The organism is Cytobacillus sp. Hm23, assembly GCF_051842895.1.
In the GTDB taxonomy this organism is placed as follows: Bacteria; Bacillota; Bacilli; order Bacillales; family SM2101; genus Nanhaiella.
This window is the reverse complement of sequence record NZ_JBPXRQ010000011.1, coordinates 55,656-81,428: the sequence shown is the minus strand read 5'-3', so window position 1 is coordinate 81,428 and position 25,773 is coordinate 55,656. Positions and strand designations below refer to the sequence as shown.

The following is a 25,773-nucleotide window of genomic DNA, read 5'->3' as shown; positions in this document are numbered from 1 at the left end:
CCCCTTTAAACATTAGCACACTTATCTCAAACATTTATGCCACCTTTTGTTCCATAAATTAAGACAAAGACTAAATCCATCGTATAGCTTATGTATTGCTTTTTTTCCCTTACTTTTGAGCAACTGATGTGTATGATATGGTTGTTATTGTTCATAGAGTAGAAAAGATGCCACGAACATGAGTTATATTCGTGTTTAGCTCATTTTACGAAAAGCAACTAATAGTGCCAACAGCCTAATCAAAATAATCATAAAGCTTTTGAAAAGAGCTCATTTTCTGATTACTGCTGTATTTGTCTACACTTAAAAATTATCAAGGAAAAGATTGTAACTTATCATATTCCTTTTGTTGTTAATGCTAACATTATATAATCTTTGGAAGGTAGGCGTTGTCATGCACACAATTTGGAAGGGGTCAATTAGTTTTGGACTTGTAACGATCCCAATAAAACTATATGCTGCAACTGAAGATAAAGATATTAAATTCCGATCGTTACATAAAAAATGTAAAACTCCAATTAAGTATGAGAAGATCTGTCCAATATGTAATGAGGAACTAACAAATGATAACCTAGTAAAAGGTTATGAATATGTTAAAGGAAAATTTGTCATTTTATCTGAAGAAGAAATGAAAGAAATAAAAGAGGAATATGAGGAGAAAAGTATTAAAATTATTGATTTTGTAAATTTAGATGATATTGACCCTATCTATTTTAATCGCTCCTATTTTATTGGCCCAAATGATAATGGAACTAGAGCATACGCTTTATTAAGAGAAGCACTTGTCAAATCTAAACGGATTGGCATTGCCGAAATAACTATTCGTTCTAAGCGACATCTAGCTATTGTCAGGGTATATCATGATGGCCTCCTCATGGAAACGATTCATTATCCAGATGAAGTACGAAATGTTAGTGACGTTCCAAATATACCAGAGCAAATAGAGATTAATAATAAAGAGCTTGATACAGCTATGTTATTAATTGATCAATTAACGACAGACTTTGACCCAAGCAAATATAAGGATGATTATCGTACTGCATTAATGGAGCTTATCGAGGAAAAAGTTAACACCGATGAAACAACTTCCGTTGACCATATACCAAGAACGAATGTAGTTGATCTAATGAGTGCATTGCAAGCAAGTATTGACAGAACTAAACAACAACCACAATCCACAACGCCAGCTAATAACAAAGGTACTACAAAAACAAAACAAAGAACATCACGCAAAAAAGTAACATCATAGGAACAATTACTAAAATCAGGCGGGAATTTTTCTCGCCTGTTATATCTGTTATGTCACACTCGTTCTCCTTCGGCTATAATCCATTTAACAGCAAGTAATAAATTTCCAAACCACATATCAGCTAATCCAAACTGTTCATCATTTCCAACTAAAATGGTTTTTGTCCCTGCCGACTTACCTGCAAAAATGTCCACATCACGATCTCCGATCATATAGCTATCTTTAAGCGCGATGTTATATTTTTGCGCAAGATTCGTAATCATCTCTGGTTCCGGCTTTCGACATGCACATCCCTCGTGAGGTTTATGGGGACAATAAGCAATATCATCAATCATCGCTCCGTATTCCTTCAAATCAAGTTTCATTTTCTCATGTACACGTATTAGCTGTTGTTCCTTCATATACCCTAACCCAACCCCACCTTGATTCGTTACGACAAAGACTTTAAAGTTATCTTGATTTAACAACTTTATCGCTTCACCTACGCCATCCAATAAATAAAAATCACTCGGTTTATTTACAAATTTCACACGATGTGACAACACCTCATTAATGACTCCATCACGATCTAAAAATACAGCTTTTTGCATATAAAAATCTCCTTTGTTATGTAGTAAAAAAGAAAAACATTCAACTTTCCTATTATTAATCAAGATGTAAAAATCCAAACTAAGTTTCAACACAATACAAATAGATCATATATAATATCAGAATAAAACACCTTACCTATCATTATAAATATGATGAGTAAGGTTAGCTTAACAATGACCATTCCAAGGTAGTATACTTTTATTATTGATTGAACTTTGTAATACTCCTATACTTTTGATCTCATTGCACTGGGGGCAATGGAGGTATAATTTGAACTGAACATAGACAGCTACAATCTACAACGACCGTGTCGTCAATAGGATTTAATACAAGTTCATCATTTTGACAAATTTGATCTAATCTAATACAACATTCATTTCCTGGCATAATTTCTCGATTTCCTTCTGGTTGCAGCAATTGTAAAATTACACATCCTGTTTCTATATCTACCTCACTAACCCTAAAGTATACAGTAAGAAAACAGTTCCCTTGTCCAGTACTAGACTCTCTTATGTTTCCAAATGCATACAATAGAGTATTATTATTAGTTGTTATAATTACATCTTGATTTATATTTTCTTCTAAAACCGTGCAAACACAATTACGAATGTTTCCACCATTACTATCTCCGCCATTTGGACAACAGCATGGCATATTCTCACCTCCCCAAAACATCATATCAACTACGGTATGTATATGACCTACACATGCATTGAAATAATTGATTGTTTTCTTAATTTCGAAGTTTGTTGAACGAACATGTAAATTACAAAGAGACTAAATCCACAAACCATTTATAATAATAACAATCATTAGTATTGAGTTAAATTAACATTATTGAATTTGTGGATTTAGACCTTTGCATGTGACAAAAAAACTGCTTATGCTTATACTAAAAAACCGATTGAATAGAATTTCCCATTATAAAACTAAACTACTGCTTCATAGTTAATACATAAGCAATATTTCCCACGACATGCAGCACCCATCCCAGTCGAACAAGTCAAACGAACCGTATCGAAGCCTATTTGTGTAGTGGACATACTGTTTCCATTATTACCACTACCCATTAAAACTGGACTTATATCAAACATTTTAACCACCGAACCGCCTTCGCCACCTAGTAACAATTCAACTGTTAAATCTCCACAGCCTCTATCTAAAAATACTGTTACCGAACCAGTGACTGGAAAAGTTTCCATTGCTTCATTTTCAGTAGTCCAAATTATTTCACTTTCGCCACATTCTATCGTATAGTTTCCGCATAATTCATCTTTAAAAAATTCATCCCCTCTATCAGGACAACAACAATTAGACATTTTTTCCCCTCCCTTCTTTGCTAATAATTTATGTACTAACATAGCAGCTTGTATAAACGGAATCACTAAGTTTGTATAAAAATTTCAAAATGACTTAATTATTAAATACTGCCCTTACATAATCACCAGAGAGGTTGTCCAATTTATTTATATAAATGTGCCTTAGTACTTCTATAACTGTGATTTTTTGTAATTATAATTCCTTTAGAAAATTTCTTATTTTTTGTATTATTAATAATAAAAGGAGAGATAGTTGCAGAAAAATATAATAACTAAAAAAGATCATTAACTTGTTCATTCATTTGTTACACATGAATAAAAAACAACTTTGTTTCAATACTATTTCCAATTTAAATTATTTTTCTTCATCAAGTGTTACATACCTTTTCATTACATACATGGGTAATTAATACTTATACAAAATTTACCTGTACAACTCTTGGATTGATCTGTTTGACCATGACAGCATATTTCAATTCGATTAAAAGACTTTAAAGTAATTGAACGTGTATTTCCGTTATTTCCTTGATATGCATTAGGAATTGTTAATGTACCTACAATATTTAAATTTAAATATATATTTACTGTTAATATATCTGCACAGCCCTTGTCATAAAACACTGTAACTGTACCTCCAACAGGAAAAGAAGGGGAAGTCCATATATCATCTTTACATCCACAACTCAAAGTAAAATTACCACATGTCTCATCCTGAATAATACATTCTTTCTTCGGTTGAAGTGTTTTTGGAACATTACAACTACATTTATTATGTGTCTGTATCACTTTATTTCCACCTCTCTGTAGGCAATAAGGAATTATTATCTAGGCTATTGTATGAATCTTTTATTCAATCGGTTCAAGAAAAATATAGTTATAATCAGTAAAGTATTTTCTTCGGCTCAAATAGGTATTCTAAATTTAAATGTAAAATGAAAGGATGGGGAAAAAGCATGATGAGACCTATGCTTCCAACATTGTCATTTACCCCTCCAAAAGGAGAAGAATGGACTTATGAAGTCAAATACGATGGTTTTCGAGGGCTATTGTTTATTGATCATAATGAATGTAAGTTAATGAGTCGTAATGGGAATAATTTAATAAACCAGTTCCCTGAAATAAAAGCATCTGTTGAGAGCATGAGGCTGGAGAAGATTGAATCAATTCTTCCTATCATCTTAGATGGTGAAATATGTATATTGGATTCAACAATAAAAGCTAATTTCTCTAAAATTCAATTTAGGGGCCGCTTAAAAGATCAAGAAAGAATTAAACACAGCCTTATCCAGGCCCCAGCCCATTTTTTAGTATTTGATTTGCTACAATATAGCGGTAATATGACGACACATCTACCTTATGCTAAACGCAAGGAACAATTACATCACTTATTTTCACAGCTTGCTCTCCCTACTACTGTCACAATGGATAGGGAGAATCTTATTCAACTTATTAGTGAATCTTGTCATTTTGATTCCTTATGGAATGAAGTGCAGTTACATAACGGTGAAGGGCTTATTGCGAAGCAAATACATAGTAAATGGGAAGCTGGGAAACGAACGACGCGTTGGATAAAGTTGAAAAACTGGAAAATAGGTCAGTTTTTTGTGACAAAATATGAAAAATCAAATGGCTACTTTCACGTAGGTCTCTTTCGTGAGGGTAGCATTTACGAAATAGGTTTATTTTTGCACGGCTTGAGTCCTGCTGAAAGAGCTACACTTTCTCAAGTAATTCAAGACAACAAACAAGCTGAAACAGCTCAATTTATTTACATCCAGCCTAGTATATGTGTAGAGCTAAAATATCTTGAAATTTATAATGGCACTTTAAGACAACCAATATTTTCAAGTTTTTTAACGGATTTAAATGTAAATGAATGCACATGGGAAAAGCTTCACGTTGTACAACAGCTAAACCAGCCTGAATCTACTACTGTTGTTCAAGTAACAAACCCAGGAAAAAGATTATGGAAAGACAGATTTATTACTAAACACGATTATCTCGATTATTTAAACAGCATTTCCAGCTACATGCTTCCTTTTTTACAAAATCGATTATTAACTACAATCCGTTACCCACACGGGATGTATGGTGAAAAGTTTTATCAAAAAAACTGTCCAGCATACGCTCCTGATTTTGTTCAAACTTTTAAACATGAAGATATTACTTACATCTTATGTAACAATGCTGAAACGTTAGCATGGCTTGGAAATCAACTTGCAATTGAATTTCACGTTCCTTTTAAAGACATTAAGTCAACGGGCCCAAATGAAATTGTTTTTGACCTTGACCCCCCCTCTAGGCAATATTTTAAACTGGCTGTTCAAGCAGCACTATTGATGAAGAAAATATTTGATCAATTACAGCTACAATCGTTTGTGAAAACATCAGGTAATAAAGGATTACAAGTATATATCCCATTACCAACTAACACTTTTTCTTATCATGATACACGGCTATTTACTCGATTTATTGCTAATTTTTTAATAGAAAATGACCCACAGAAATTTACGGTAGAGCGATTGAAAAAAAAGCGGGAAAATCGCTTATATATCGACTATGTTCAGCACGCTGAAGGTAAAACAATAATTGCACCATATTCGGTAAGAGGAAATGAAGGTGCATATGTGGCAAGTCCTCTTTTTTGGCATGAGGTAAATCATCAATTAAAAATTGAGCATTTTCCAATTGAATCCATCATAGAAAGAGTAACAACGAAAGGCTGTCCATTTCATACTTTTTATCAAGTAGAAAATAAACAGCCTTTTGAACAAATATTGAAATTTTTAGGGTCTAGTAAAAGTTTATTGTAGATGTTGCTAACCCAAATCTCTTTCAGCAAACCACATGATAATTTATATAACATAATCTATTTTTCTATGGAGTTGGATAAAGTACCTATTCCTTCTACAGTAACTTCTACAACATCACCAGGTTGTAAAAACTTAGGAGGGGTAAAGCCTTTGCCGACACCTGCTGGTGTTCCTGTCGCAATAATATCTCCTGGCTCTAACGTTGTACCTTGAGATAGTACTGAAATAATCTTTTCAATAGAAAAAATAAATTGTTTTGTATTTGCACTCTGACGTATCTCATCATTTACTCTCGTCTCAATGTTTAATTGATTCGGCTGTTTGACAAGCGATTTATGAACAATTACTGGTCCCATAGGACATGAAGTGTCCAAGCTTTTTCCTAGTAAAAACTGCTTATGCCGTGCTTGCAAATCTCTCGCAGTAATATCATTTACTATAGTATATCCAAATACGTAATCTAATGCCTCATCTTCTGAGATGCACTTCCCCTTCTTACCGATAACGACTGCAAGCTCCCCTTCATAATCGAGCTGGTTAGTTATACGTCGATGGTTTAATACGATATCATTAGTACCAATGACAGTCGTTGGAGTTTTAGAAAACATCATTACATCGGTTGGAATATCCGCTACACTTCCCATTTCTATCGCATGGTCAGCATAGTTTTTGCCGACACAAAATATATTCTTCGATGGTCGAGGGATAGGTGCTAACAACTCTACATCATTTAAAGTGTAAACATTGTTGTTCTGCTTAGCCCACTTTTCTATCTGTTGAACACGTTCTTCAAACTTATAACCAAGTTGGATACACTGTAGCAAAGATGCTGGAAGTAAATTATCAGCAAAAACTTCCTGTTCAGCGGCGTTTAAATCTAGCACTTCTGTCATTTCTTTATTAACAGTACCTACAAATAAGCGGTCATCCTTTTTTGCCGTCACAAAGCGCATACTGTCCCCTCCTATATCATACTGCGAATAGATGTAATATACTTCATTAAGTCATCTATCTGTAGTTTTTCTAAAAAAAGCAATAACCCTTGTACTACTCCTACTCGCGGAGATTCATCATTGTTTTGAAACTGCGTTAGTAAAACTTCTAACGTCTCTAACGAGTGCTTCTCATCATCATTTGATAAATTTGCTTCAATAATTATTTCCTTCATTTGCAAAATCATATGGACGATTTCTTGATATTTATCATTCGTAAGGTGACTAAAGTATTGACGTATTGAATCCTCATTAATAATAACCTCTTGCTTATTTGCAACACTTTTTACAAGGTCATCCAATCGATCTACTAAGTATCCAGCTAGTTTCTCTAAATCAAGCTTTTGATAGTCAAATATGAGAAAGGATAAATATTCTACGAGCATCCCGCTGAACATTGCAGTTAAATCGAAAGCAAATGGGCGAATATCATCTCCATAAATAGCAAGAATGCGACTTTTGTACCAACGATACATTTCGATTCGCATTTGAAATAAATAAGTTTTTATTTTGCCCCTCTCTGGAAAGGCTTTCTCTCTCATATGCATTTGTAAAAAGTCTCGATACTTTGTAAATTCTTTTAGTTGGCGATGGATTTGAATAATAAAACGATCTCTTTCAGATATGATTTCATCGTTGATTTGCTCAGACATTTGTTTTGTAAAATGCTCATAAAAATGCTTGAAAATTGACAAAAACAGTTCTTCTTTAGATGAGAAATAATTATATAATGATCCTTTCGCCACGCCACTTTCATGGGCAATTTCCTGCATGGAGGTGTTATGGTATCCATTTTGCGCAAACAATTTCATCGCAGTTTCTAGGATGAATATTTTTTTATCTTTCATCCAATCACTTCCTATATCCTTTAAATGAGAGGGGCTGTCCCTTTTATAGAAGGACAGCATAATTTCTTACAATTACAATTTATAGTTAAAAGAAAGAAAACCCTCTTACATTATTTAGGTTGATTGAGTTTAGGTGGAGAAAGCCGACTCCACCTATTTTACATAGTTCATTGTATCTTGTTGAAGATTTCTACTTCTCTTTATCGTCTTCAATGTTATCATTCTTTTTCTCTTCTTGATCCTTTACTATCTTTAATATATTTTCGAGCATAGATACCATGTCTTCGTTTTTGTGTTCCTTTTGTTCAACTACTGGTAAATTATCCTCGCTATAAATTGTCTCATCTACTGGTGGCAATTGTTCAGCTTGTTCTTTGATTTCTGGTTTTTCGTGAATTTCATCTAATAAATATGCCGGAATGAGATGACCGTCAGGTGTAGCGTATTTTTTGTTCAGTCGTCTCGTCTCTTTATCAAAGAAGCTATACACAACAGGAATGACGAATAATGTTAGGAATGTACTACTTATTAATCCACCAATAACTGTAATACCCATCGGCTGATTCATTTCCGTACCTTCACCAAGCCCGAGTGCTAACGGGAATAAACCTAGTATAGTCGTTGTGGCAGTCATTAATATTGGGCGCGTCCTAACCTTAACCGCCTCTACGATTGCATCATACGTTTTATAGCCATCACTCTTCTTCTGATTAATGTAATCGATTAACACAATCGCATTATTTACAACAATACCAGCTAATACAATTAAACCAATAATTGCCATTAAACTTACAGGAACTCTAGTAACTGTTAAGCCAATGGATACCCCAATGACCATTAATGGAACGGTAAACATAATTACAAACGGGTATTTTAATGATTCAAATTGAGCTGCCATGACTAAATAAACAAAAACAATCGCTAGAATAAACGCAAATACCATATCATCGATTGAAGACTCTAGTAGGTCTCGATCTCCACCGAACGTAATCTCAGTTTCATCATTTAAATCTAAATCAGCTATCTTTTCATCTACTTCGCTAGAGATTGTGCTCAAATTGGTTGAATTTGAATATTTCAAAGTAAATTGTACTGCATTTTGCTCATTAATTCTCTGTATGTTGACAGGACCTTCACCAATTGTTATATCAGCAACATCTTCAACAGGAATATATGAACCATCAGGCTTCTTCACTAACAATGTTTTTAATTGATCTAGGTTAGATGTAATGTCTTTATCATAGCTAACGTGTACGTTAAATATTTCATTATTTTCATCGGTAATTCTAATTGCATTAACTCCACGTGTCACATTGTTAACAGCCATAGCAATTTGAGCTGGTGCTAAGCCATTAGCAAATGCTTTTTCACGATCAACTGTCATTTGTACTTCTTCCACAGTATCACTTAAATCAGTTGTAAGCTCTGTTACATCATCTATTGTAAGAAGCTCATCATTAATTTTTGTTACTGCATCTTCTAGTCGCTGCTTATTAGTATCTTTCACACTAAAAGAAAGTGTATTTGGCGCAGAACCAGTAGTTGATTGTAAATTGAATGAAACTTCTGCCGTTGGGTTTACTCTTTCAGCTTCTTTTTCAATCTCACGTTTCACATCATCAACAAATTGGAATGTAGATCGCTCTCTATTATCAAAGTCCTTCATTTTAACAGAGATTTCTGCTATATTCCCTTGACTAGTCCCTCTAAATGAATTTTCTTGAGTAGAGCCAAGCAAGCTGACATATACATCAACATCGTCTTCATCTGCTAACACATTTTCAATTTGTTCAACTACTTTGTCTGTTTCAGTTAGCGCTGTTCCATTTTCCAACTCAACCGATATAGAAAAGAAGCCTTCATCAGTTTTTGGTAAAAATTCCATCCCTACAGTTGTAATACCATAGAGTCCTGATCCTAAGAATACGAAAGCAGTAATTATTACAACAGCTCTACGACGAAGAGCCCACTTAATTGCACGATCAAGACCTTTCATAAAAGGAGACTCTCTACGTACTTTCTCTTTATTTTCTTTTGGTGCTTTTAACATTCGGCTTGCAAGCATCGGAACTACTGTTAATGCTACGACCAATGATGCAAACAAACTAAATGCAATAGTCATTGCAAATTCAGTAAACAATTCACCGATAATCCCTGTAATAAAGACAACTGGAACAAACACCGCAATAGTTGTGAATGTTGAAGCTGTAATGGCACCAGCTACTTCCTTCACACCATGAGAGGCTGCTTCTTTTGAGTCTTTACCCATTGATAAATGCCTGTATATGTTTTCAATAACAACTATCGAGTTATCTACTAACATCCCAATTCCTAGTGCAAGTCCACCTAGTGTCATGATATTTAATGAAAAATCTGAGAAATACATGAGTACAAAAGTTAATATAACTGAATACGGTATTGCAACACCAATAATAAACGGGCTTTTCACACTGCGAAGGAAGAAGAATAATACGACCATCGCAAATAGTCCACCTAGTATAAGCGTAGTAGATATATTATCAATCGCTACTTGTATAAAATCACCTTGGTCAAATAAAATTTGGGCTTCTACGTCCTCGTATTTCTCTTTACCAAGTATGTCATCAAGTTTTTCCTTAAACGCAGCTGAAACGGATGCAGTGTTTGCGTCGGATTGTTGTAGTACACTAACAAGTAAAGCAGGCTCCTGATTTGCACGTGTGATTGTATCTTCGTTTTGTGGAGCAACTTTCACTTCGCTTATATCACCAAGAGTAACTTTTTCACCAGTAGCTGGATCTACTGAAATTGCTATGTCCTTCAGCATATCCACTGATGTGATCGAGCTTATAACCCTAGTAGTTAGCTCCTTCCCATCAGTTAATATCGTATCTCCAGGCAATGAAATATTTTGTGCTTTCATAAAATCAACAATATCATTTTGAGTTAATGAATATTGTTGGAGTAAATCTTGGTCAAGCTCAACTTTAATTTCGTCTATCGTATTCCCAGATAAATTAACACTTGCAATTCCTTCAATCTTTGTTAATTCCTGAGATAGTCCATCTGCTAAACTTTGCAATTCTTCTTTATCATTAGAATTTGCTGTTACAGACATTTGGATAATTGGAAACTGTGATGGATCAAACTTCATAAAGCTTGGTTTTCCTGCATCGTCAGGAAGTTGTGTCTGATCAATTCTACTGCGGACTTCATTTTCAATATCCTCAATAGAAGTCGTCCATGAAAATTCCATTAACGTTAAACTTGCACTCTCCTGTGATGTTGAAGTTAACGTCTTTAGCCCAGGCAGCGTCGAAAGATTAGTTTCAAGTGGTTTCGTTACTTTTTCAACCACCTCTGCTGGATTCGCACCAGGATATGATGCAACTACAACAGCGATTGGCGGTTTAATATCAGGTATTAATTTTAGTGGAATATTTAACAGTGAAACAAAGCCTAATATAATAACTAGTAACATAGATACTAGTGTAAATACAGGCCTCCTAATGGAAAAATCACTTATTTTCATTTTTGCTCCCCTTCCGATACTTTCATCTATTATTGTTTAGCAATCATGAATAATTGTCGACTGTTTACTAGTCATTTCATTGAATGTCTTAAGTGAAGATATATCCGCTCTCGGTTTTGATAGCTCTATCTTCACTCCTTGTTTAATCAACTCTGCAATTAATTTTTCGGACCGATCTTTAAATTGACCCATCAGTCATCGCTCCCTTCAATTTTTACCTCCATTACGTGCATTTCATCACAAACACGAGCGAAAGCTTGCATACAAGGGGAAAGTCACACGTATATAACTTCCCAAAACACAAAATTAATTTATGTACTAGCTCACAAACAATTCATATTCATCCTTTTTTACTTTACAATATGACTAATAAGTCATGATTATATCATACAACAAATGACTGGTCGGTTCAAATATTAAGCACTGGATAATTTCGTAATTGATTGTTGTTATATTAATTATGGTATTTATGTAAACTTTGTTGCCATTGTCATCAAAGTAAATATGCTAGAAATAGTTTTTAACAGCTTGTATACGTTTTACAAGTGAAAGAGATGCCACATGTAGGTGTTTACTTCTTAACGAAGAATAACAATCAATGTGAGAACAGTCACTAATTTAAAGAGAATCCGTATAAAACTAGTAATCCTCGTAGCTTTTCTTCTATAACACGATAACAGTTGATTTAAATTTTTACAAACGTAATATTAGTGAAGTTTACTAAAAGGGAGTCAACATTTAACACTTGACTCCTTATCACTCTTGTTTTTCCATTATTTTAATAATGATTTACATTCTCTACCAAGATAAAATTTATATGTAACAACATTTGTTCAGAAAGGAGAAAACAATGTTTCAATATACTAAAATCTTCTTAGCTTTTGTACTTGTCCTGTTTAGTCTTCCTATGCAGACTGTTTTTGCTCAAGACAAACCTGTTTCTGCTTATCTTCCAACTGATTTGGAGGAAGATTATTGGGCATACACTGAAATAAATCATTTTATTCAAGCCGATATTATTAACGGTTATTTAAATAACCAAGATGATATGGAAATAAGACCTAATGACAATGTTACCCGTTCACAATTTGTAAAAATACTCGTTAATGCAATGGGCCTACAAACTAACCTTCAGGGTAAAACATTTACTGATGTCACATCTGACGATTGGTTTTATGAATATGTAAATGTTGCAAGTAACCTTGGCATTGTTAATGGGAAGGAAGATGGCAGATTTGCACCGTATGAAAAAATTACGAGAGACCAACTAACAGCTATGATCGTACGTGCATTTGAAAGTACAATATCTTTTGAACAAAGCAACGAACAATCGTTCCCGGACGTTACAAATTCATACTGGGCGTATGATGTCATAGAAAAAGCAAGTGCACAAGGAATTGTTAAAGGGTACGATGATGAAACTTTCAAACCTAGGGATCATGCAACAAGAGCTCAAGCAGTAGTAATGATCTATAGAGCATTAAATCAAGAGCTAGCAAACGTACCGACTAATGATGAAATTACCTCGTTACTAAGATCATATATAGAAAATGAGAATGAATTATCGACAAACCAATCATTTGATGAATTAGAGCAATTATATATAAATGACTCTCTCGGCTATTACCAAGCTCAAGGAATAGCAGCTGTAGAGAGCTATAAATCACTTGTTAAACAAATGAAAGAAGAAGTTGACGAATTTACAATTAGTGCGGACAACAATTTTTCTTTATCGGTAACAACATCAACTGATAGATACGTTACAGTACAAATCAAGGATTTGAACTATGAAATCAAGATTAAAAACAGCGATTTGGATTTGGATGTAACATCCACTAAAAATGCTGAAGGTATGTACTACTTGAAAAAAGATATTCAAGAAGAAACATGGAAAATCTACGCTTTTTCCCCAAGTGCTGAGTAAGATAAATAAGACATTATTCAGCTAAATACAGAGAGTTATCCTGCTTTTGTATTAGTGATGTGCTCAAGTAGGATAACAACCTTTTTCAAATACCTCAATTGTATATTCCTCATCATTTCTTTAGCCACTAATATTTTTTACATTTACAAAATATAATTATTTTGTCGTTGTAAGTTTTGGAGAAAATAAGAAGAATTGTGGTAAGATAATTATCAGATCACTTCTCTCAGTAATATTAATTAAATCGATTATATTAGATGTTTTCTTATTAATAGTTGCTTTCCGTAATAAGAGCTAAATACGAATGTAACTAAACGTTCGGTGCACCTTTCCTTCTCTAAAAACAATAAAAATCATATCATTTATAAATCAATCACTCTAATGAAAGTGAAAAAAGCAACATAGTTTACGAAAAAAAGAACCTTTACTTTACTCACTTTCTATTTCTTACATGCGTATAATATTGTAAAAAAAGGTGGGAGGTTTATGTCTACTCTCGTATACGCCCATCGCGGAGCAAGTAAATTAGCTCCTGAAAACACGATGACTGCATTCTTAACTGCAGAAGAGCTTGGTGCAGATGGGATTGAACTTGATGTTCAATTATCAAAAGATAATATCCCTGTGATTATTCACGATGAAACATTAAACAGGACGACAAACGGCGTAGGTTACGTAAAAGACTACACTGCAAAAGAATTGGAAGAATTAGATGCGGGGAGCTGGTTTACGCCTTTGCATATGGGTGAAAAAATTCCAACTTTAGATCACTTTCTAAGCTGGTTTTCAACTACAAAAATGTTATTAAATCTGGAATTGAAAAATTCCCTCATCGAATATAAAGGCATTGAACAAATCGTTTGTGACATGTTAAAGGCATACAAAGTAGATGACCGAACAGTCATTTCTTCATTTAATCATCATAGTATTAAAAATGTTATGAAAATTGATCCTCAGCTAGATACAGCATTTTTAGTGTCCTCTAGATTACAAAAAGCATGGGAAAGTGCAAAAAATGCTGGCACAAGGAGTATTCATGTCAAGCATAACCTCTTAAGCAAGCAATTTGTTGACGAATGTCGTAAAGAAAATGTGACCCTTAGAACTTATACAGTCAATAGACCATTATCTATTCGTTTGTATTACAAATGGAAAGTTGATGGAATCATTACTGATGTTCCTAATACAGCTGTTAAAATTAGAAAAAAGATGTCCTCCTCCATTAAAAAGAGATTTCTTTTTTAATGGTTTTTTTATGTTTACTACTAATATCCAGACTGGAGTCGCATTGATTATCATTTTTCAGAAAACGTAATAGCCATATAGGCACTTAGAGATTGTGCCTTCTTATTATATATGTTCGTAAAGTGTTACTTGTCGTTCTAAGATATAAGCACATATACCTCTATCTACTGTTTTGATTATTGAGTTCTCTTAAAACTCATTATGCTATCATTGCTAGTACAATAACAACAAAGTATTTGGAAAGAAAACCAATATCCTAATGTAAGGTCTGTTTTTGCATTGATTATTATTTTTCCTATTAAGGAATCAACACGTTCAAAACTATTGTTCATGGCATCTTTTCTTCTATACAACGATGACTAACACATAAAACCACTTTTAATGGTTCTAATTTGGGAACAATAGCAACAAAATTTACGAAAAGAGTCTTACAATCATCTTTCGTGTTATTTAATATATGAAATGATATACTATATTTAATTAATTAGGTTAGGAGGCGTGTAGGATGGAGTCAGCTCTATTTTCTCCACACAAAATAAAAGACGTTACTTTAAAAAATAGAATTGTAATGTCTCCAATGTGTATGTATTCATGTTTTGAGGAAAATGGGAAAGTAACAAATTGGCATCTTACTCATTATACTAGCCGAGCTGTTGGACAAGTGGGTTTAGTCATGATTGAAGCAACCGCAGTGAAGCCAGAAGGTAGGATATCTGCAAATGATTTAGGTATTTGGGATGCTGCTCATGTTGAAGGTCTCAAACAACTTACAAATCAATTACATAAGAATGGCTCACATGCAGCTATTCAACTTGCACATGCAGGTAGAAAGTCGCAAGTTGAAGGGGCTATTTACGGACCATCAGCCATTGCTTTTGATCATAAAAGTCGTGTGCCTATTGAAATGACTAAGGCTGACATTGATGATGTAATTCACGCATTTGCTTTGGCAGCTCGCCGAGCTAAAGAGGCTGGATTTGATATTATTGAAATCCATTCTGCTCACGGCTATTTATTAAATGAGTTTCTCTCTCCACTAACTAATAAACGAACCGATGAGTACGGTGGAAATTTAGCAAAACGTTATCGTTTGTTGAAAGAAGTAATTGATGCTGTCAAATCAGAATGGTCTGGACCATTATTTGTAAGAGTTTCAGCTAATGAATATGATAATCAAGGAAATTCTATTGAAGATTATGTTCAAATTGCTCATATGATGAAAGAACAAGGCGTTGATTTAATTGATTGTAGCTCTGGCGCCGTAATTCCAACTAGATTCGATGTATTTCCTGGCTATCAAGTCCCTTATGCAGAAACCATTAAACGAAACGCTCATATCCAAACAGGTGCAGTTGGCTTAATTACAACTGGCATGCAAGCTGAAGAAATTATTAAGAATGGCCGCGCAGATTTAATATTCATCGGTCGTGAATTATTACGCAACCCATATTGGCCTAAAACAGCAGCTCAAGAATTAGGGGTAACAATTGAAGCTCCTGGCCAGTACAGCCGTGCATGGTAATCTACCCTATAACATTTTTATTTACTATTTTTATCCATATAACTATATCCTAATTTAGAGATTGAGATTAATAAAAATTCTGTATTAATCTTAACTTTAGTGAGTGAACTATGGACTATTCTCCATAGTTCACTCATCGTTTAATGATTTTTTAAATCTTTGCATGTTTAATTAACACACTCATAGTAATTGAGATTCATGATATTATATTAGTTTCATCATTGAAAAGTCCTATCTTAATGACACAACTGTTGAACTCATTTCCTAATGCCTTCATTTAAATGATATCCCATTTACGACTACCCAATAAATGTGCTCTCTTTTTCAACCACCCTTTACAAACCATGCTATTTCATAATCTTTAATGGAATTTTTATTATATTTATAAACTGTCAACAAGATAGTATACAATCCCAGTATGTTAAAACCTTAAAACAATAGTTGTGCCGCCACTGTTCCCTAACCCTTTCCTCAACTATCCTTTTCTCCAATAAGGTTATTGCTATTTGATTTTGTTATCAACATCTGAGAAAAGTGTGTTCCCTATTGGTTTTAATGTTTCTATCTCATAAGTAATTAAATTAGTAGTTATAGAGAATTCAAAATTTACCTTTTTACGATCGAATCGTAAATCACCGTTTAACAAAATAGAATGTAAGGTCTTTTTTATTTTAGTTGAACTACTCACCACTTAGCTTCGCTTGAAGTGGGAGATTCCTGCGAACACTAGCGTAACCGCAAGTTATTTAGCAGGCTCTACGGGTAAGTCCCTACCCTGAAAGCAAAGCTTGTACGTATACTCACACGCTCCCTACTTTAGCTTGGTTTTCGCAACTTCGGCGAGCGTGGGCGATGGAGCGTTGAAGATTTTACGTTGCAGACGAATTCCTACAACAACCTCATATCTTCAGTTTTCAAAGAGCAATCTGTACAAGTATATTCTACCAATAGTTTTGGCTGACGCAACCGACATTTATCTCACACCTACTCATTGGGCTTCGCCCTTCTCATTCCTTGAGGTGAGAGTCTTCTGTCGGAAAAAGAAAAAGAATCAAGATTTAGTATATTTGAATTGAATAATACAAATTTAACTTATATTTGTGTCATGATACATATTTGCTTTTAAACAATCAGTTCATACGTATAGTTGACATGAGGGAAATTTAATCTTATAATTATCTCGAATTAAGATATTATTAATTCGAGATAATTTCATAGCCATTCTTTTGTGGAAGCAATTTAGAATCGCTGCATACTGAATTGCTTACCAAAACTATATTTAAAGGGGGAAAATAATATGCTCAATGAAATTGAAGCCAAAGAATTATAAATCGGATAAGGCTAGATTTCATATTAATTCATTTAAAACTCAGGTTAGTGGTCATCGTAAAGTATTAATTTTCTATTTATTCTTACAATAATCACTGTATCTAATTAAAGTTCGAACCAATTTGTACTATAGGAGTGAAATAAATATGGGTGTAGAAAAAAAGCGTTATACCGGGGAATACATTGACGTTACATTTTCGAAAGAAAGATGTATTCATGCTGCGAAATGTGTTAGAGGGTTACCCAAAGTTTTCAATCTTAAAAAAAGACCGTGGATTAATGCAGATGGCGAAACTGTAGATAAAATAGTTGAAGTAATCGAAAGGTGTCCAAGTGGTGCTTTAGAGTATATTAGGAAAAATGGAGGTAAACAAGAAACACCAGCTAATGAGACAACAATCGAAGCTGCTTCCATTGGACCTATCTATATAAAAGGTAACCTCTCGATAAAACAAAAAGAATCTACAATTAAATGTACACGAGCAACTCTTTGTGGATGTGGTTCTTCTAAAAATAGTCCATTCTGTGATAACAGCCATGTAAATGAAAATTAAAAACTTACGTTGGACAACTTAATTAAATGGGGTCAACTTAAAACCTATTGGAGGGCATAATGAAAAATATATTAAGAGGAGTCAATCGATTTTATATCGAAGATGCAGATCAAATAATTGCAGAGATCACCTTTGTTAACTCAGGTACGGAGCGTTTAATAATTGACCATACTTTCGTATCAAACCAACTACGTGGTGAGGGAATTGGAGAAGCACTAGTAGATAAAGTAGTTAATCTAGCAAGAGAAGAAAACAAAAAAATTATCCCTTTATGTCCTTTTGCTAAAAGCCAATTTAATAAGAAGCCAGATTATAGGGATGTTTTTGCACACTAGTGGTTAATACTTACATTAATAGAAATAAACATCATAATTTATCAAAGGATGTGTAACTACTAACTAACAATATTTAAATATATTTTTTATGTAAAAATATGATTAGACTGAGAGTTGATGAGGTTGGAAGAAAAAAAGGTAACGTGGCTTGAATTATTTTATGACTTAGTTTTTGTAGCGGCTATATCAACTGCAACACACGCGCTTATCCATGTAGAAGATGGTGTTATACACACAGAATATTTTGTTAAATTTATTATTATGATGATACCCATTTGGTGGGCATGGGTAGGTCAAACTTTATTCATTAACCGTTTCGGAAAAGATTTTGTTCATCAACGGTTGTATATGATTGTACAAATGTTCTTTGTCCTAATTATGACTTCTAGCTTATCGGTTGATTTTGATACCTATTACGTGCCATTTATGGTTGGATATATCGGTTTAAGAGTACTAACAGCTATCCAATATATAATAGTACAACAGTATGAAACAATACATCATAAAAAGACTGCACAGTTTTTAGGTAAGTTCTTTTGGATTGGAATTATCGTATCTTTTTCTTCTATTTTTTTCGATTCATGGATTAGATATGTCATATTTTATTTAGGTATATTTGTGGATATATTAGTTCCTATCTTCGGGAGAAAATATTTAGTTAAAGCACCTATTAACATCGGACATTTATTAGAACGCTTTGGACTTTTGACAATTATCTTGTTCGGTGAATTGATTATTAGCACCATTGTCGTCCTACAGCCTGAAAAAGGGAATTTGGAGTCCATCTCCTATGCTGTTATGTCATTTATAGTTATTATAGCGATGTGGTGGCAATATTTTGATAACATAGATAAAAAAATAGACAAAACGATAAGATCTGCAGGTCAATTGATTGTATATGGACACCTTATTATATTCATTACATTAAGTATGATTGCTGCTTCTATCAATATGATTTATTTGCATGATTTAAACTATTTGTTTATGATCGGATTATTATTCTTTGCTGTCATTCTTTACTTTTTTGCAACAACATTGGTTTTTCATATGTATAGGTATGAACACCACCGCTTAAAAATTTATCATTTAGCATTATTCCTAGGTTTAATTTCAATCTTTTTTATTATAGACATCATGTTTGTAGTACCAAGGCTCATTCTTATGACGCAAATAGCAATATTCTTTTTAGTGTATGCTAGAGTAACAACAACTTAAAAAGTATCTAAAGGAGGAAGAAACTAATGGACACACAAAAAACAAAAATTCTAGGATTTGCAGGTAGTTTCCGAAAAGAATCATACAATCGGGCCCTTCTCCAAGAAGCAATCAGACTTTCGCCTCAACAAATAGAAATCAATACATTTGACTTGTCTGATATACCTATGTTTAACGAAGACCTTGAAAAGAATGAAGACCCTTCGATTGTCACTAAATTTAAAAAAGCTATTCAAGAGTCCGACGGCCTCCTGATTGTAACTCCAGAATATAACGGAGCCGTTCCTGGTGTGTTAAAAAACGCTCTGGATTGGGCTTCTAGAGGTGGAAAAGAAGCTCCTTTATTAAAAAAACCAATAGCAATTATGGGAGGAACTCCGGGACGAGCAGGTACTGCACAGGCTCAGGCTCAACTAAGGCAAATCTTAACTTCAACACGTTCGTTAGTTATGGTAGAACCACAAGTATTAATATCTGGAGTACACAGCTTATTTAATGAACAAGGTGAATTAGTAGATGAAAGAACTAGTCAATATATAGAAAGGCTCGTTCATTCTTTTGAAAATTGGATAAAACATTTTAAGTAAACTTAAGATCGTGAAAAAATCTCTACATGATTAAAGAGCACACGTACAAAAGTGTCTATCTATTTCGATAAAATGTGTCTACAAATATTTAATAGCTTGTTTCACTCTCAGCTTTCAAATATTTTTAACCCCGTCCTAGTTTAAGCCGGGGTTAAAATAGTTGTTCCGCTTTTAGTAAACTTCTTCAAATAAAATTGTTATTTGGAGGGGCTTTTTCTTAAAATCTATTGCTTTTATCATCAATTTGGTAATATGAGAAATGGTTTTATATTATGTATGTCATCATTATACAAAAGTAAAGGTGCCACGAAATTCTAGTTATGTATATTTTTATTTCCTAATACGAAAAAAATACGAATAACAACTATCAGCGAAAACAGTTTAAGGAAGAGATATTCATTTTTGAACATCGCCTATCCTGGTGTTTTTTAATATTCGTTGTAACCCCTTCACTTTTTGATAGTATGTCAAAATCATTAACAATGGTACGATAAATCATGACACTAAGCTATCTATCCCCATTTTTTGGCCAGCATTAATATATTCTAAAAAAACATTATTATTCTAATGGAACGATAAATATTCCAATAAAAATTGAGATGATCCCAAGTAAAAGAAGAATTAACTTTAGAAGCCATATTGGAATAACCTTTAAAATCCTTGATATTAAAAAAATAACAACCGCTTCGGATAAAGAAGCATTATAATATGCACTTGGGCTAATGAATTCTTCATTTTTTTGTGAGTTCTGATTAATTTTATACCCTGTAATAAGTAAATGTAAGCCTACTAAAATTACTAGAACTTTTAATATAATTAACCAAATCACGTAGTTTACCTCTCCTAATACTGCAATAACAATTAGTTATCTTTTAGTCATTCCCTAGTTTCGTGAAACCTTCCTATAGTTTTTACTTTTGACTAAGTAAAACCCTGTATTGTTTATCATAAATAGCAACCATGATTGAAATGGAGAGTTATCATATCGCCAATGTTGCTTTCTAGGAATAAATTTCAACTCTTAGAAAATCTTTTTTGATCCTTATTTATGATTAATAAAATTTTACACATGTGTATCATTTTACAACCACTTTCGTATACAACTCCGCTCTAAAAACAAATCAGGTGGGATAAAAATTCCCACCAGATTCCTCAATATTCAAGTTTACGTATGTGTTATGGGATTAATTATTGCTTTTCGTACTATGGTAATAACACAAACTTAGCATTCGTAACATCTAATATAAGAAAATTTTGCTGTTCAAAAGCAGGTAAAATAGGAACAAAGTTTGCAACAAGATTCAAATTTACTTACGATGAAACCTTGTTCTATCGCCACTTATTTTTTTCCACTTTTTCCGCTCAGCTATTCTAGCCTTGTTATCTGCTTTTCTTTCAAGATAAGCAAGTTCTTTTTTTATTTTTACAAAGCTGAGAAACCTGCCTTGATCTAGTACACCTTGATCAATCGCGGATAACACTGCACACCCAGGTTCAGACTGATGCTTGCAATTTGTAAACCTACACTGCTCTGATAGTGCTTCTATGTCTTGAAAGCTCTGTGCCACACTATCCTCTGAATCCCATAATTGCAACTCTCTCATACCTGGGGTATCTATAATAATACCTCCTGTTGTGAGCACGATTAGTTCGCGGTGTGTTGTCGTATGCCTCCCTCGATCATCGCCTTCACGCACTTGTTGAACAGCTTGAACATCTTTGCCGTATAGTTTATTAGATAGGGTAGATTTCCCAGCACCTGAGGAGCCTAGCAACGCAATTGTTTGACCGTCAGTTAAATATTGTTGCAAGCTTTCAATCCCTGTATCCTCTTTAGCACTAATGACATGGACCGGAACGCCAAAAGCTATAGCTTCTACTTTAGCTAATTTTTCTTCAATGTCGGTACATAAATCACTTTTAGATAAAACGATGACGGGATTAGCGCCACTTTCCCATGTGAGCAAAATATACCTCTCTAATCTTCTTAAGTTGAAATCTTGATTCAACGCAGCTACTAAAAAGATCGAGTTTACATTAGATGCAACAATTTGCTCTTCAGTAACTTCTCCTGCACTTTTTCTTGAAAACTTACTTTGCCTTGGCAACACCGCATGGATTAAAGCTCTATCTTCATTTGGTTGTGTTGTAATTACGACCCAATCTCCAACAGCAGGAAAATCTTCTCTAGCATGAGTATTGTAACGAAATTTCCCAGAAACTTCTCCTAATAGTTCTCCTTGCTCTGTGAATATTCGGTACATCCGCTTATGTTCTAATGCGACTCTTCCTACTGAGTATTCTGAGTTATTGTATGGTAAAAATGCTTCTTCAAATTGTTTATTCCATCCTAAAGTTAATAAATTCAATGTAATTCCTCCGATATGTTTGAATGTTTGTTAAATTATTGTTTAAAAATTTTGTTGTCTTCTTTTTTCCAAAATCACAAAAAAACCATAGGCATACTACAGCCCATGGCTAAACATTCATATCATATCGTTTCTCACATTGAAAGCATATTGAAACTTATATAGCTATGTTTATGGGCTGTATTATGAAATATCCAGTTACGCTTTTAATTACAATTAATTTACTCATAATACAACCCTCCCCGTTCAAATAATGTATGTATAATATATCATTGCAAAATATAAATGTAAAGGTTTATTGTATAAATTTTCTTGTTATAGATTATTCTATACATAAATTAAAGAAACTCCTAATAGCTAAGGAGCTGTGAGTTTAAAATGTCGGAGAATAACCGTTTTCATCCCATTCAACAATCAAGTCGTCAGCCATTATTTAAACAAATATGGGAAGATCTCATATTTGCTCATTGGCCTGTATGTAAACGTTCTTTAGAAAAGGTCATTCCGTATCCATTAAAACTAGATTGTTACGAACACCAAGCATGGATAAGTATCGTGTTTCTTTCGATGAGTGGCATGTATGTTAATGGCATCCCATTTTTATCGTTGTTCAAACCTTTTCAACAAATCAATGTAAGGACGTATGTTTCATATCAAGGAATTCGAGGTGTGTTTTTTCTAAAGATTCATGCATCCAATTTCTTCGCAAGCCGCCTTGCTGCTTTTTTTTACCATTTACCATATACTTATTCTATAATTACAACCGACAACGACCAAAATCGATACAGCTATATGTGCTCTCAAAAACAGCGTCAATTCTCACCATTTCTTCATGCACATTTTACGATTGATGATGAAGAATTTACTCCGCATAATGAAGATTTTGTTAGCTTTTTAGTGAATCGTTATTGTTTGTTTATCGTCAACAAACATAATAACGTCTACCGTGGAGATCTTCTACACGAACCTTGGCTGCTCCGAAAAGGCACTTGTACTTCCTTTGACAGTTCTTCTTTTTTTGATCAAAATCTTTCTATAATAAAAGAACAACCCATCGTTCATTATTCATCTAAGAAAGATGCTTTATTATGGGGGTTAGTAAAAAACACTAACAAATAACAGCTATAATGGGGCAAATACCACTTTATTAAAATTTAACTTACTTATTTATTGCTTTTAGTTTTGATAATATTTTTTCTCGCATTTCTAAAGAGGAAAAGTAGACAGGGTCAAGAATTTCTAATAATAACTCTTGCTTTTCTCGTGGATTCTTCACGTTATTTTTTATTATGTGCCTACATTCATATAAAAAGTCTAAATAATGACTATAGGTTTCATCGTATTGGTTCGTTAGTTCATCTCGAATTTTTTTTGCTAATTGAGGGCTAGCTCCATCAGTCGAAACCGAAATAGATAGTTTTCCTCTCCGTAATATACTAGGAACGGTAAAATTTCCTAAGTGAGGCTGATCAACAACATTTAATAGTGTGTAACAATTTGTGGCATCAGCGACAGCTCTATTAACGATTTCGTTGTCGGTTGCTGCAATAACTACAAACGCATTGTCTACATCACTAGGATCAAACGTTTTTTCTTTCCAAACCACCTGACGATTTGCTACATAGGTTTTCATTGTTTCGTTTATATTTGGGCTTATAACGACTACATTAGCACCTGCGTCGATTAAGTGTTTAACTTTTCGGGATGCAACCTTACCACCGCCAACAACTACTGCATTTCTGTTTTCCAGTTGAACTATTATTGGAAAGCTACTCATCTTGTTTCTCCTTATAACGTGTTATAACAATGCTTCTGTACGCTCTTTAATGATATCTCCTAAATATTTATGATAACCTAGATAATTGCATAAAATATATTCTTTTTCATTGGACGCTATGTTCTTAATTGTGTGCTCCATTGATTTCATTAGTATACCAGTAAACAATAAATATGGAAGTACAAGGACTTTGTTAGATTGGGAATATATTGTTTGCTGTAACATATCCTCAAAAGAAGGCTCTGCTGCTGCTAAAAAACATGTGTCAACTGATCCTGCTCCTGTTTGCTCAAGTAAGAGATTCGCAATCGTCCGTAAATCTCGAGGCGCATCAGGATCACTACTACCTCTACCAACGAGTAATATTAACGTATCTCCATCAATTTCTGTTGTTTTCTCGTGTAATCTTTCGAGCAAAATATCAATGATTTTGTCATGAACACCTATAGGTTGACCATATTTAATAACTATGTCAGGAAAATGAGTGCTAGCTTTAGCTAATTCGTTTGGTATATCTTTTTTTGCATGGTGGGCAGTAAGTAACAAAATCGGAACAACAATAATTTCAGTAGCACCTCGCTCAACACAATTGTTAATTCCTTCAACAATTGTTGGTGATGCCAGCTCTAAAAAACAATGTTCTTGAATGGGGATTGAAATTAGTTGCTTCATCTCGTTTATAAAAGAAACTGCTTGAAGTTTAGCTTCCTCAACCCTACTACCATGCCCTATATAGAGAATAGCTTTCACTTTCATCCCCTCCTCGTATTATTGTAAGTGAATAATAATAGTATGAATATATAAACATGTATCCAACCCGTTGATCGCATCTTTTCTGAAATATAGTAATGGGTTAGTATCTTTTAATACAATGCAACAAAGATAATGAAAAGACCCTAACAATATTATATGTTATACTAAGACTATTTTCACATTGCTTGTTGCTTTTCGTATTAAGAAATAAACCAAGCGTTCTTGGCATCTTTTTCATTTAAAATACGGTTTGTGTTTAGGAGCCGTATAACAACAAAGTTAACTAAAGGCTGTTTTCGCAATGGTTGTTGCTTTTCGTTCTAAGTATTACGCACGTATACATATAGCCTTCGGAGCATCTTTTCTACAGTTATATTTATTGAGTTCTCATAATACTATCCATTATTAGTATAAATAACAACATATTTTACTAAAAGAACCTATGCCAAGACAAAGCCACTTCCATTACGGATAATCTTCTTTTCATAAAGTGTGATATCATCTATATCAGGCATACTTAAAAAATGCTTTTCTAACTCTATTTCTACATAACGAAACGCTTCATCATCGCTTTTTGATGCAATGACTACGTCTACAACCTCTTCATTTATTTTCACTTCAAATTTGTACAAATTCACTTTAATCACCTACTAAGTTAAATACGTAGTGGAAAAGTCAGGGTGACTATCCATCTTGATTTTGACCGATAATGAGATGAGCTTGCTATTCACTTGCTCTCTCTATAAGAATAAGCATGTAAATAATGACTCACATGAAGGTGTAGTACCTTCATGTGAATCCTTTGTGTTTATGTTAGATGTATTTCATTGACCATAGCTT

At 33.6% G+C, this 25,773-nt stretch carries 23 protein-coding genes; 10 read left to right on the top strand and 13 right to left on the bottom strand.

What is annotated here, in order from left to right:
• Window positions 1–394 precede the first annotated feature (394 nt).
• On the top strand, window positions 395–1,249 hold the full coding sequence (gene ku, locus ACSVDA_RS09250; protein ID WP_485882621.1) for a non-homologous end joining protein Ku: 855 nt from the start codon (window positions 395–397) through the stop codon (window positions 1,247–1,249).
• A gap of 53 nt (window positions 1,250–1,302) precedes the next feature.
• On the opposite strand, the gene ACSVDA_RS09245 is transcribed toward ku, so the two are convergent.
• The 4 genes from ACSVDA_RS09245 to ACSVDA_RS09230 all read right to left on the bottom strand — a co-directional run bounded on the left by ACSVDA_RS09245 (window position 1,303) and on the right by ACSVDA_RS09230 (window position 3,945).
• Window positions 1,303–1,839 carry a D-glycero-alpha-D-manno-heptose-1,7-bisphosphate 7-phosphatase gene (locus ACSVDA_RS09245; protein ID WP_485882619.1) on the bottom strand — a complete coding sequence of 179 codons (537 nt, stop codon included), beginning with the start codon at window positions 1,837–1,839 and terminating at the stop codon, window positions 1,303–1,305.
• Window positions 1,840–2,080: 241 nt separating this feature from the next.
• The gene (locus tag ACSVDA_RS09240) at window positions 2,081–2,494 is read right to left on the bottom strand and encodes a CotY/CotZ family spore coat protein (RefSeq protein ID WP_485882617.1); all 414 of its coding nucleotides are present in this window, start codon (window positions 2,492–2,494) and stop codon (window positions 2,081–2,083) included.
• Window positions 2,495–2,769: 275 nt separating this feature from the next.
• Entirely contained in the window at window positions 2,770–3,159 is a 390-nt protein-coding gene (locus ACSVDA_RS09235) for a DUF3992 domain-containing protein (protein ID WP_485882616.1), read from the bottom strand.
• A 390-nt stretch (window positions 3,160–3,549) separates the two neighbouring features.
• Window positions 3,550–3,945 carry a DUF3992 domain-containing protein gene (locus ACSVDA_RS09230; RefSeq protein WP_485882614.1) on the bottom strand — a complete coding sequence of 132 codons (396 nt, stop codon included), beginning with the start codon at window positions 3,943–3,945 and terminating at the stop codon, window positions 3,550–3,552.
• Window positions 3,946–4,112: 167 nt separating this feature from the next.
• Between ACSVDA_RS09230 and ACSVDA_RS09225 the strand changes: the two genes are divergently transcribed.
• On the top strand, window positions 4,113–5,972 hold the full coding sequence (locus tag ACSVDA_RS09225) for a DNA ligase D (protein WP_485882613.1): 1,860 nt from the start codon (window positions 4,113–4,115) through the stop codon (window positions 5,970–5,972).
• A gap of 56 nt (window positions 5,973–6,028) precedes the next feature.
• Here ACSVDA_RS09225 and ACSVDA_RS09220 read toward each other — a convergent pair whose 3' ends face one another.
• The 4 genes from ACSVDA_RS09220 to ACSVDA_RS09205 form a co-directional block, all read right to left on the bottom strand.
• Window positions 6,029–6,925 carry a fumarylacetoacetate hydrolase family protein gene (locus ACSVDA_RS09220; protein ID WP_485882611.1) on the bottom strand — a complete coding sequence of 299 codons (897 nt, stop codon included), beginning with the start codon at window positions 6,923–6,925 and terminating at the stop codon, window positions 6,029–6,031.
• Window positions 6,926–6,936: 11 nt separating this feature from the next.
• A complete protein-coding gene (locus tag ACSVDA_RS09215) occupies window positions 6,937–7,812 on the bottom strand; it encodes a TetR/AcrR family transcriptional regulator (protein WP_485882609.1) in 876 nt (291 codons plus the stop codon).
• A 190-nt stretch (window positions 7,813–8,002) separates the two neighbouring features.
• A complete protein-coding gene (locus tag ACSVDA_RS09210; protein ID WP_485882608.1) occupies window positions 8,003–11,323 on the bottom strand; it encodes an efflux RND transporter permease subunit in 3,321 nt (1,106 codons plus the stop codon).
• Window positions 11,324–11,359: 36 nt separating this feature from the next.
• Complete coding sequence (locus ACSVDA_RS09205; RefSeq protein ID WP_485882607.1) at window positions 11,360–11,515, bottom strand: hypothetical protein; 156 nt, start codon at window positions 11,513–11,515, stop codon at window positions 11,360–11,362.
• A 658-nt stretch (window positions 11,516–12,173) separates the two neighbouring features.
• Between ACSVDA_RS09205 and ACSVDA_RS09200 the strand changes: the two genes are divergently transcribed.
• The 7 genes from ACSVDA_RS09200 to ACSVDA_RS09170 all read left to right on the top strand — a co-directional run bounded on the left by ACSVDA_RS09200 (window position 12,174) and on the right by ACSVDA_RS09170 (window position 20,034).
• Entirely contained in the window at window positions 12,174–13,247 is a 1,074-nt protein-coding gene (locus tag ACSVDA_RS09200) for an S-layer homology domain-containing protein (protein WP_485882605.1), read from the top strand.
• A gap of 486 nt (window positions 13,248–13,733) precedes the next feature.
• Entirely contained in the window at window positions 13,734–14,492 is a 759-nt protein-coding gene (locus tag ACSVDA_RS09195; RefSeq protein ID WP_485882603.1) for a glycerophosphodiester phosphodiesterase, read from the top strand.
• A gap of 505 nt (window positions 14,493–14,997) precedes the next feature.
• Window positions 14,998–16,014, top strand: coding sequence for an NADPH dehydrogenase NamA (gene namA, locus ACSVDA_RS09190; RefSeq protein WP_485882601.1), 1,017 nt, complete (start codon window positions 14,998–15,000; stop codon window positions 16,012–16,014).
• Between the two features lie 1,475 nt (window positions 16,015–17,489).
• A complete protein-coding gene (locus ACSVDA_RS09185) occupies window positions 17,490–17,897 on the top strand; it encodes a (4Fe-4S)-binding protein (protein WP_485882599.1) in 408 nt (135 codons plus the stop codon).
• 59 nt (window positions 17,898–17,956) lie between these two features.
• On the top strand, window positions 17,957–18,232 hold the full coding sequence (locus ACSVDA_RS09180; protein ID WP_485882598.1) for a GNAT family N-acetyltransferase: 276 nt from the start codon (window positions 17,957–17,959) through the stop codon (window positions 18,230–18,232).
• Between the two features lie 123 nt (window positions 18,233–18,355).
• A complete protein-coding gene (locus ACSVDA_RS09175; RefSeq protein ID WP_485882596.1) occupies window positions 18,356–19,447 on the top strand; it encodes a low temperature requirement protein A in 1,092 nt (363 codons plus the stop codon).
• Window positions 19,448–19,473: 26 nt separating this feature from the next.
• Window positions 19,474–20,034 (top strand): NADPH-dependent FMN reductase, encoded by a 561-nt coding sequence (locus ACSVDA_RS09170; RefSeq protein WP_485882594.1) that lies wholly within the window; start codon window positions 19,474–19,476, stop codon window positions 20,032–20,034.
• Window positions 20,035–20,593: 559 nt separating this feature from the next.
• Here the strand turns inward: ACSVDA_RS09170 and ACSVDA_RS09165 are convergent.
• Together ACSVDA_RS09165 and rsgA are read right to left on the bottom strand one after the other, a co-directional pair.
• Entirely contained in the window at window positions 20,594–20,863 is a 270-nt protein-coding gene (locus ACSVDA_RS09165; RefSeq protein ID WP_485882593.1) for a hypothetical protein, read from the bottom strand.
• A gap of 478 nt (window positions 20,864–21,341) precedes the next feature.
• The gene (gene rsgA, locus ACSVDA_RS09160; protein WP_485882591.1) at window positions 21,342–22,403 is read right to left on the bottom strand and encodes a ribosome small subunit-dependent GTPase A; all 1,062 of its coding nucleotides are present in this window, start codon (window positions 22,401–22,403) and stop codon (window positions 21,342–21,344) included.
• Between the two features lie 378 nt (window positions 22,404–22,781).
• On the opposite strand from rsgA, the gene ACSVDA_RS09155 reads away from it, so the two are divergent.
• Entirely contained in the window at window positions 22,782–23,522 is a 741-nt protein-coding gene (locus ACSVDA_RS09155; protein WP_485882589.1) for a YqjF family protein, read from the top strand.
• A gap of 40 nt (window positions 23,523–23,562) precedes the next feature.
• On the opposite strand, the gene ACSVDA_RS09150 is transcribed toward ACSVDA_RS09155, so the two are convergent.
• From ACSVDA_RS09150 to ACSVDA_RS09140, 3 genes are all read right to left on the bottom strand, one after another.
• Window positions 23,563–24,180, bottom strand: a complete 618-nt coding sequence (locus tag ACSVDA_RS09150) for an NAD(P)-binding protein (RefSeq protein ID WP_485882587.1) — start codon at window positions 24,178–24,180, stop codon at window positions 23,563–23,565.
• A 21-nt stretch (window positions 24,181–24,201) separates the two neighbouring features.
• Complete coding sequence (locus ACSVDA_RS09145; RefSeq protein ID WP_485882585.1) at window positions 24,202–24,930, bottom strand: sirohydrochlorin chelatase; 729 nt, start codon at window positions 24,928–24,930, stop codon at window positions 24,202–24,204.
• Window positions 24,931–25,373: 443 nt separating this feature from the next.
• Complete coding sequence (locus ACSVDA_RS09140; RefSeq protein WP_485882583.1) at window positions 25,374–25,571, bottom strand: DUF3906 family protein; 198 nt, start codon at window positions 25,569–25,571, stop codon at window positions 25,374–25,376.
• Window positions 25,572–25,773: the final 202 nt, after the last annotated feature.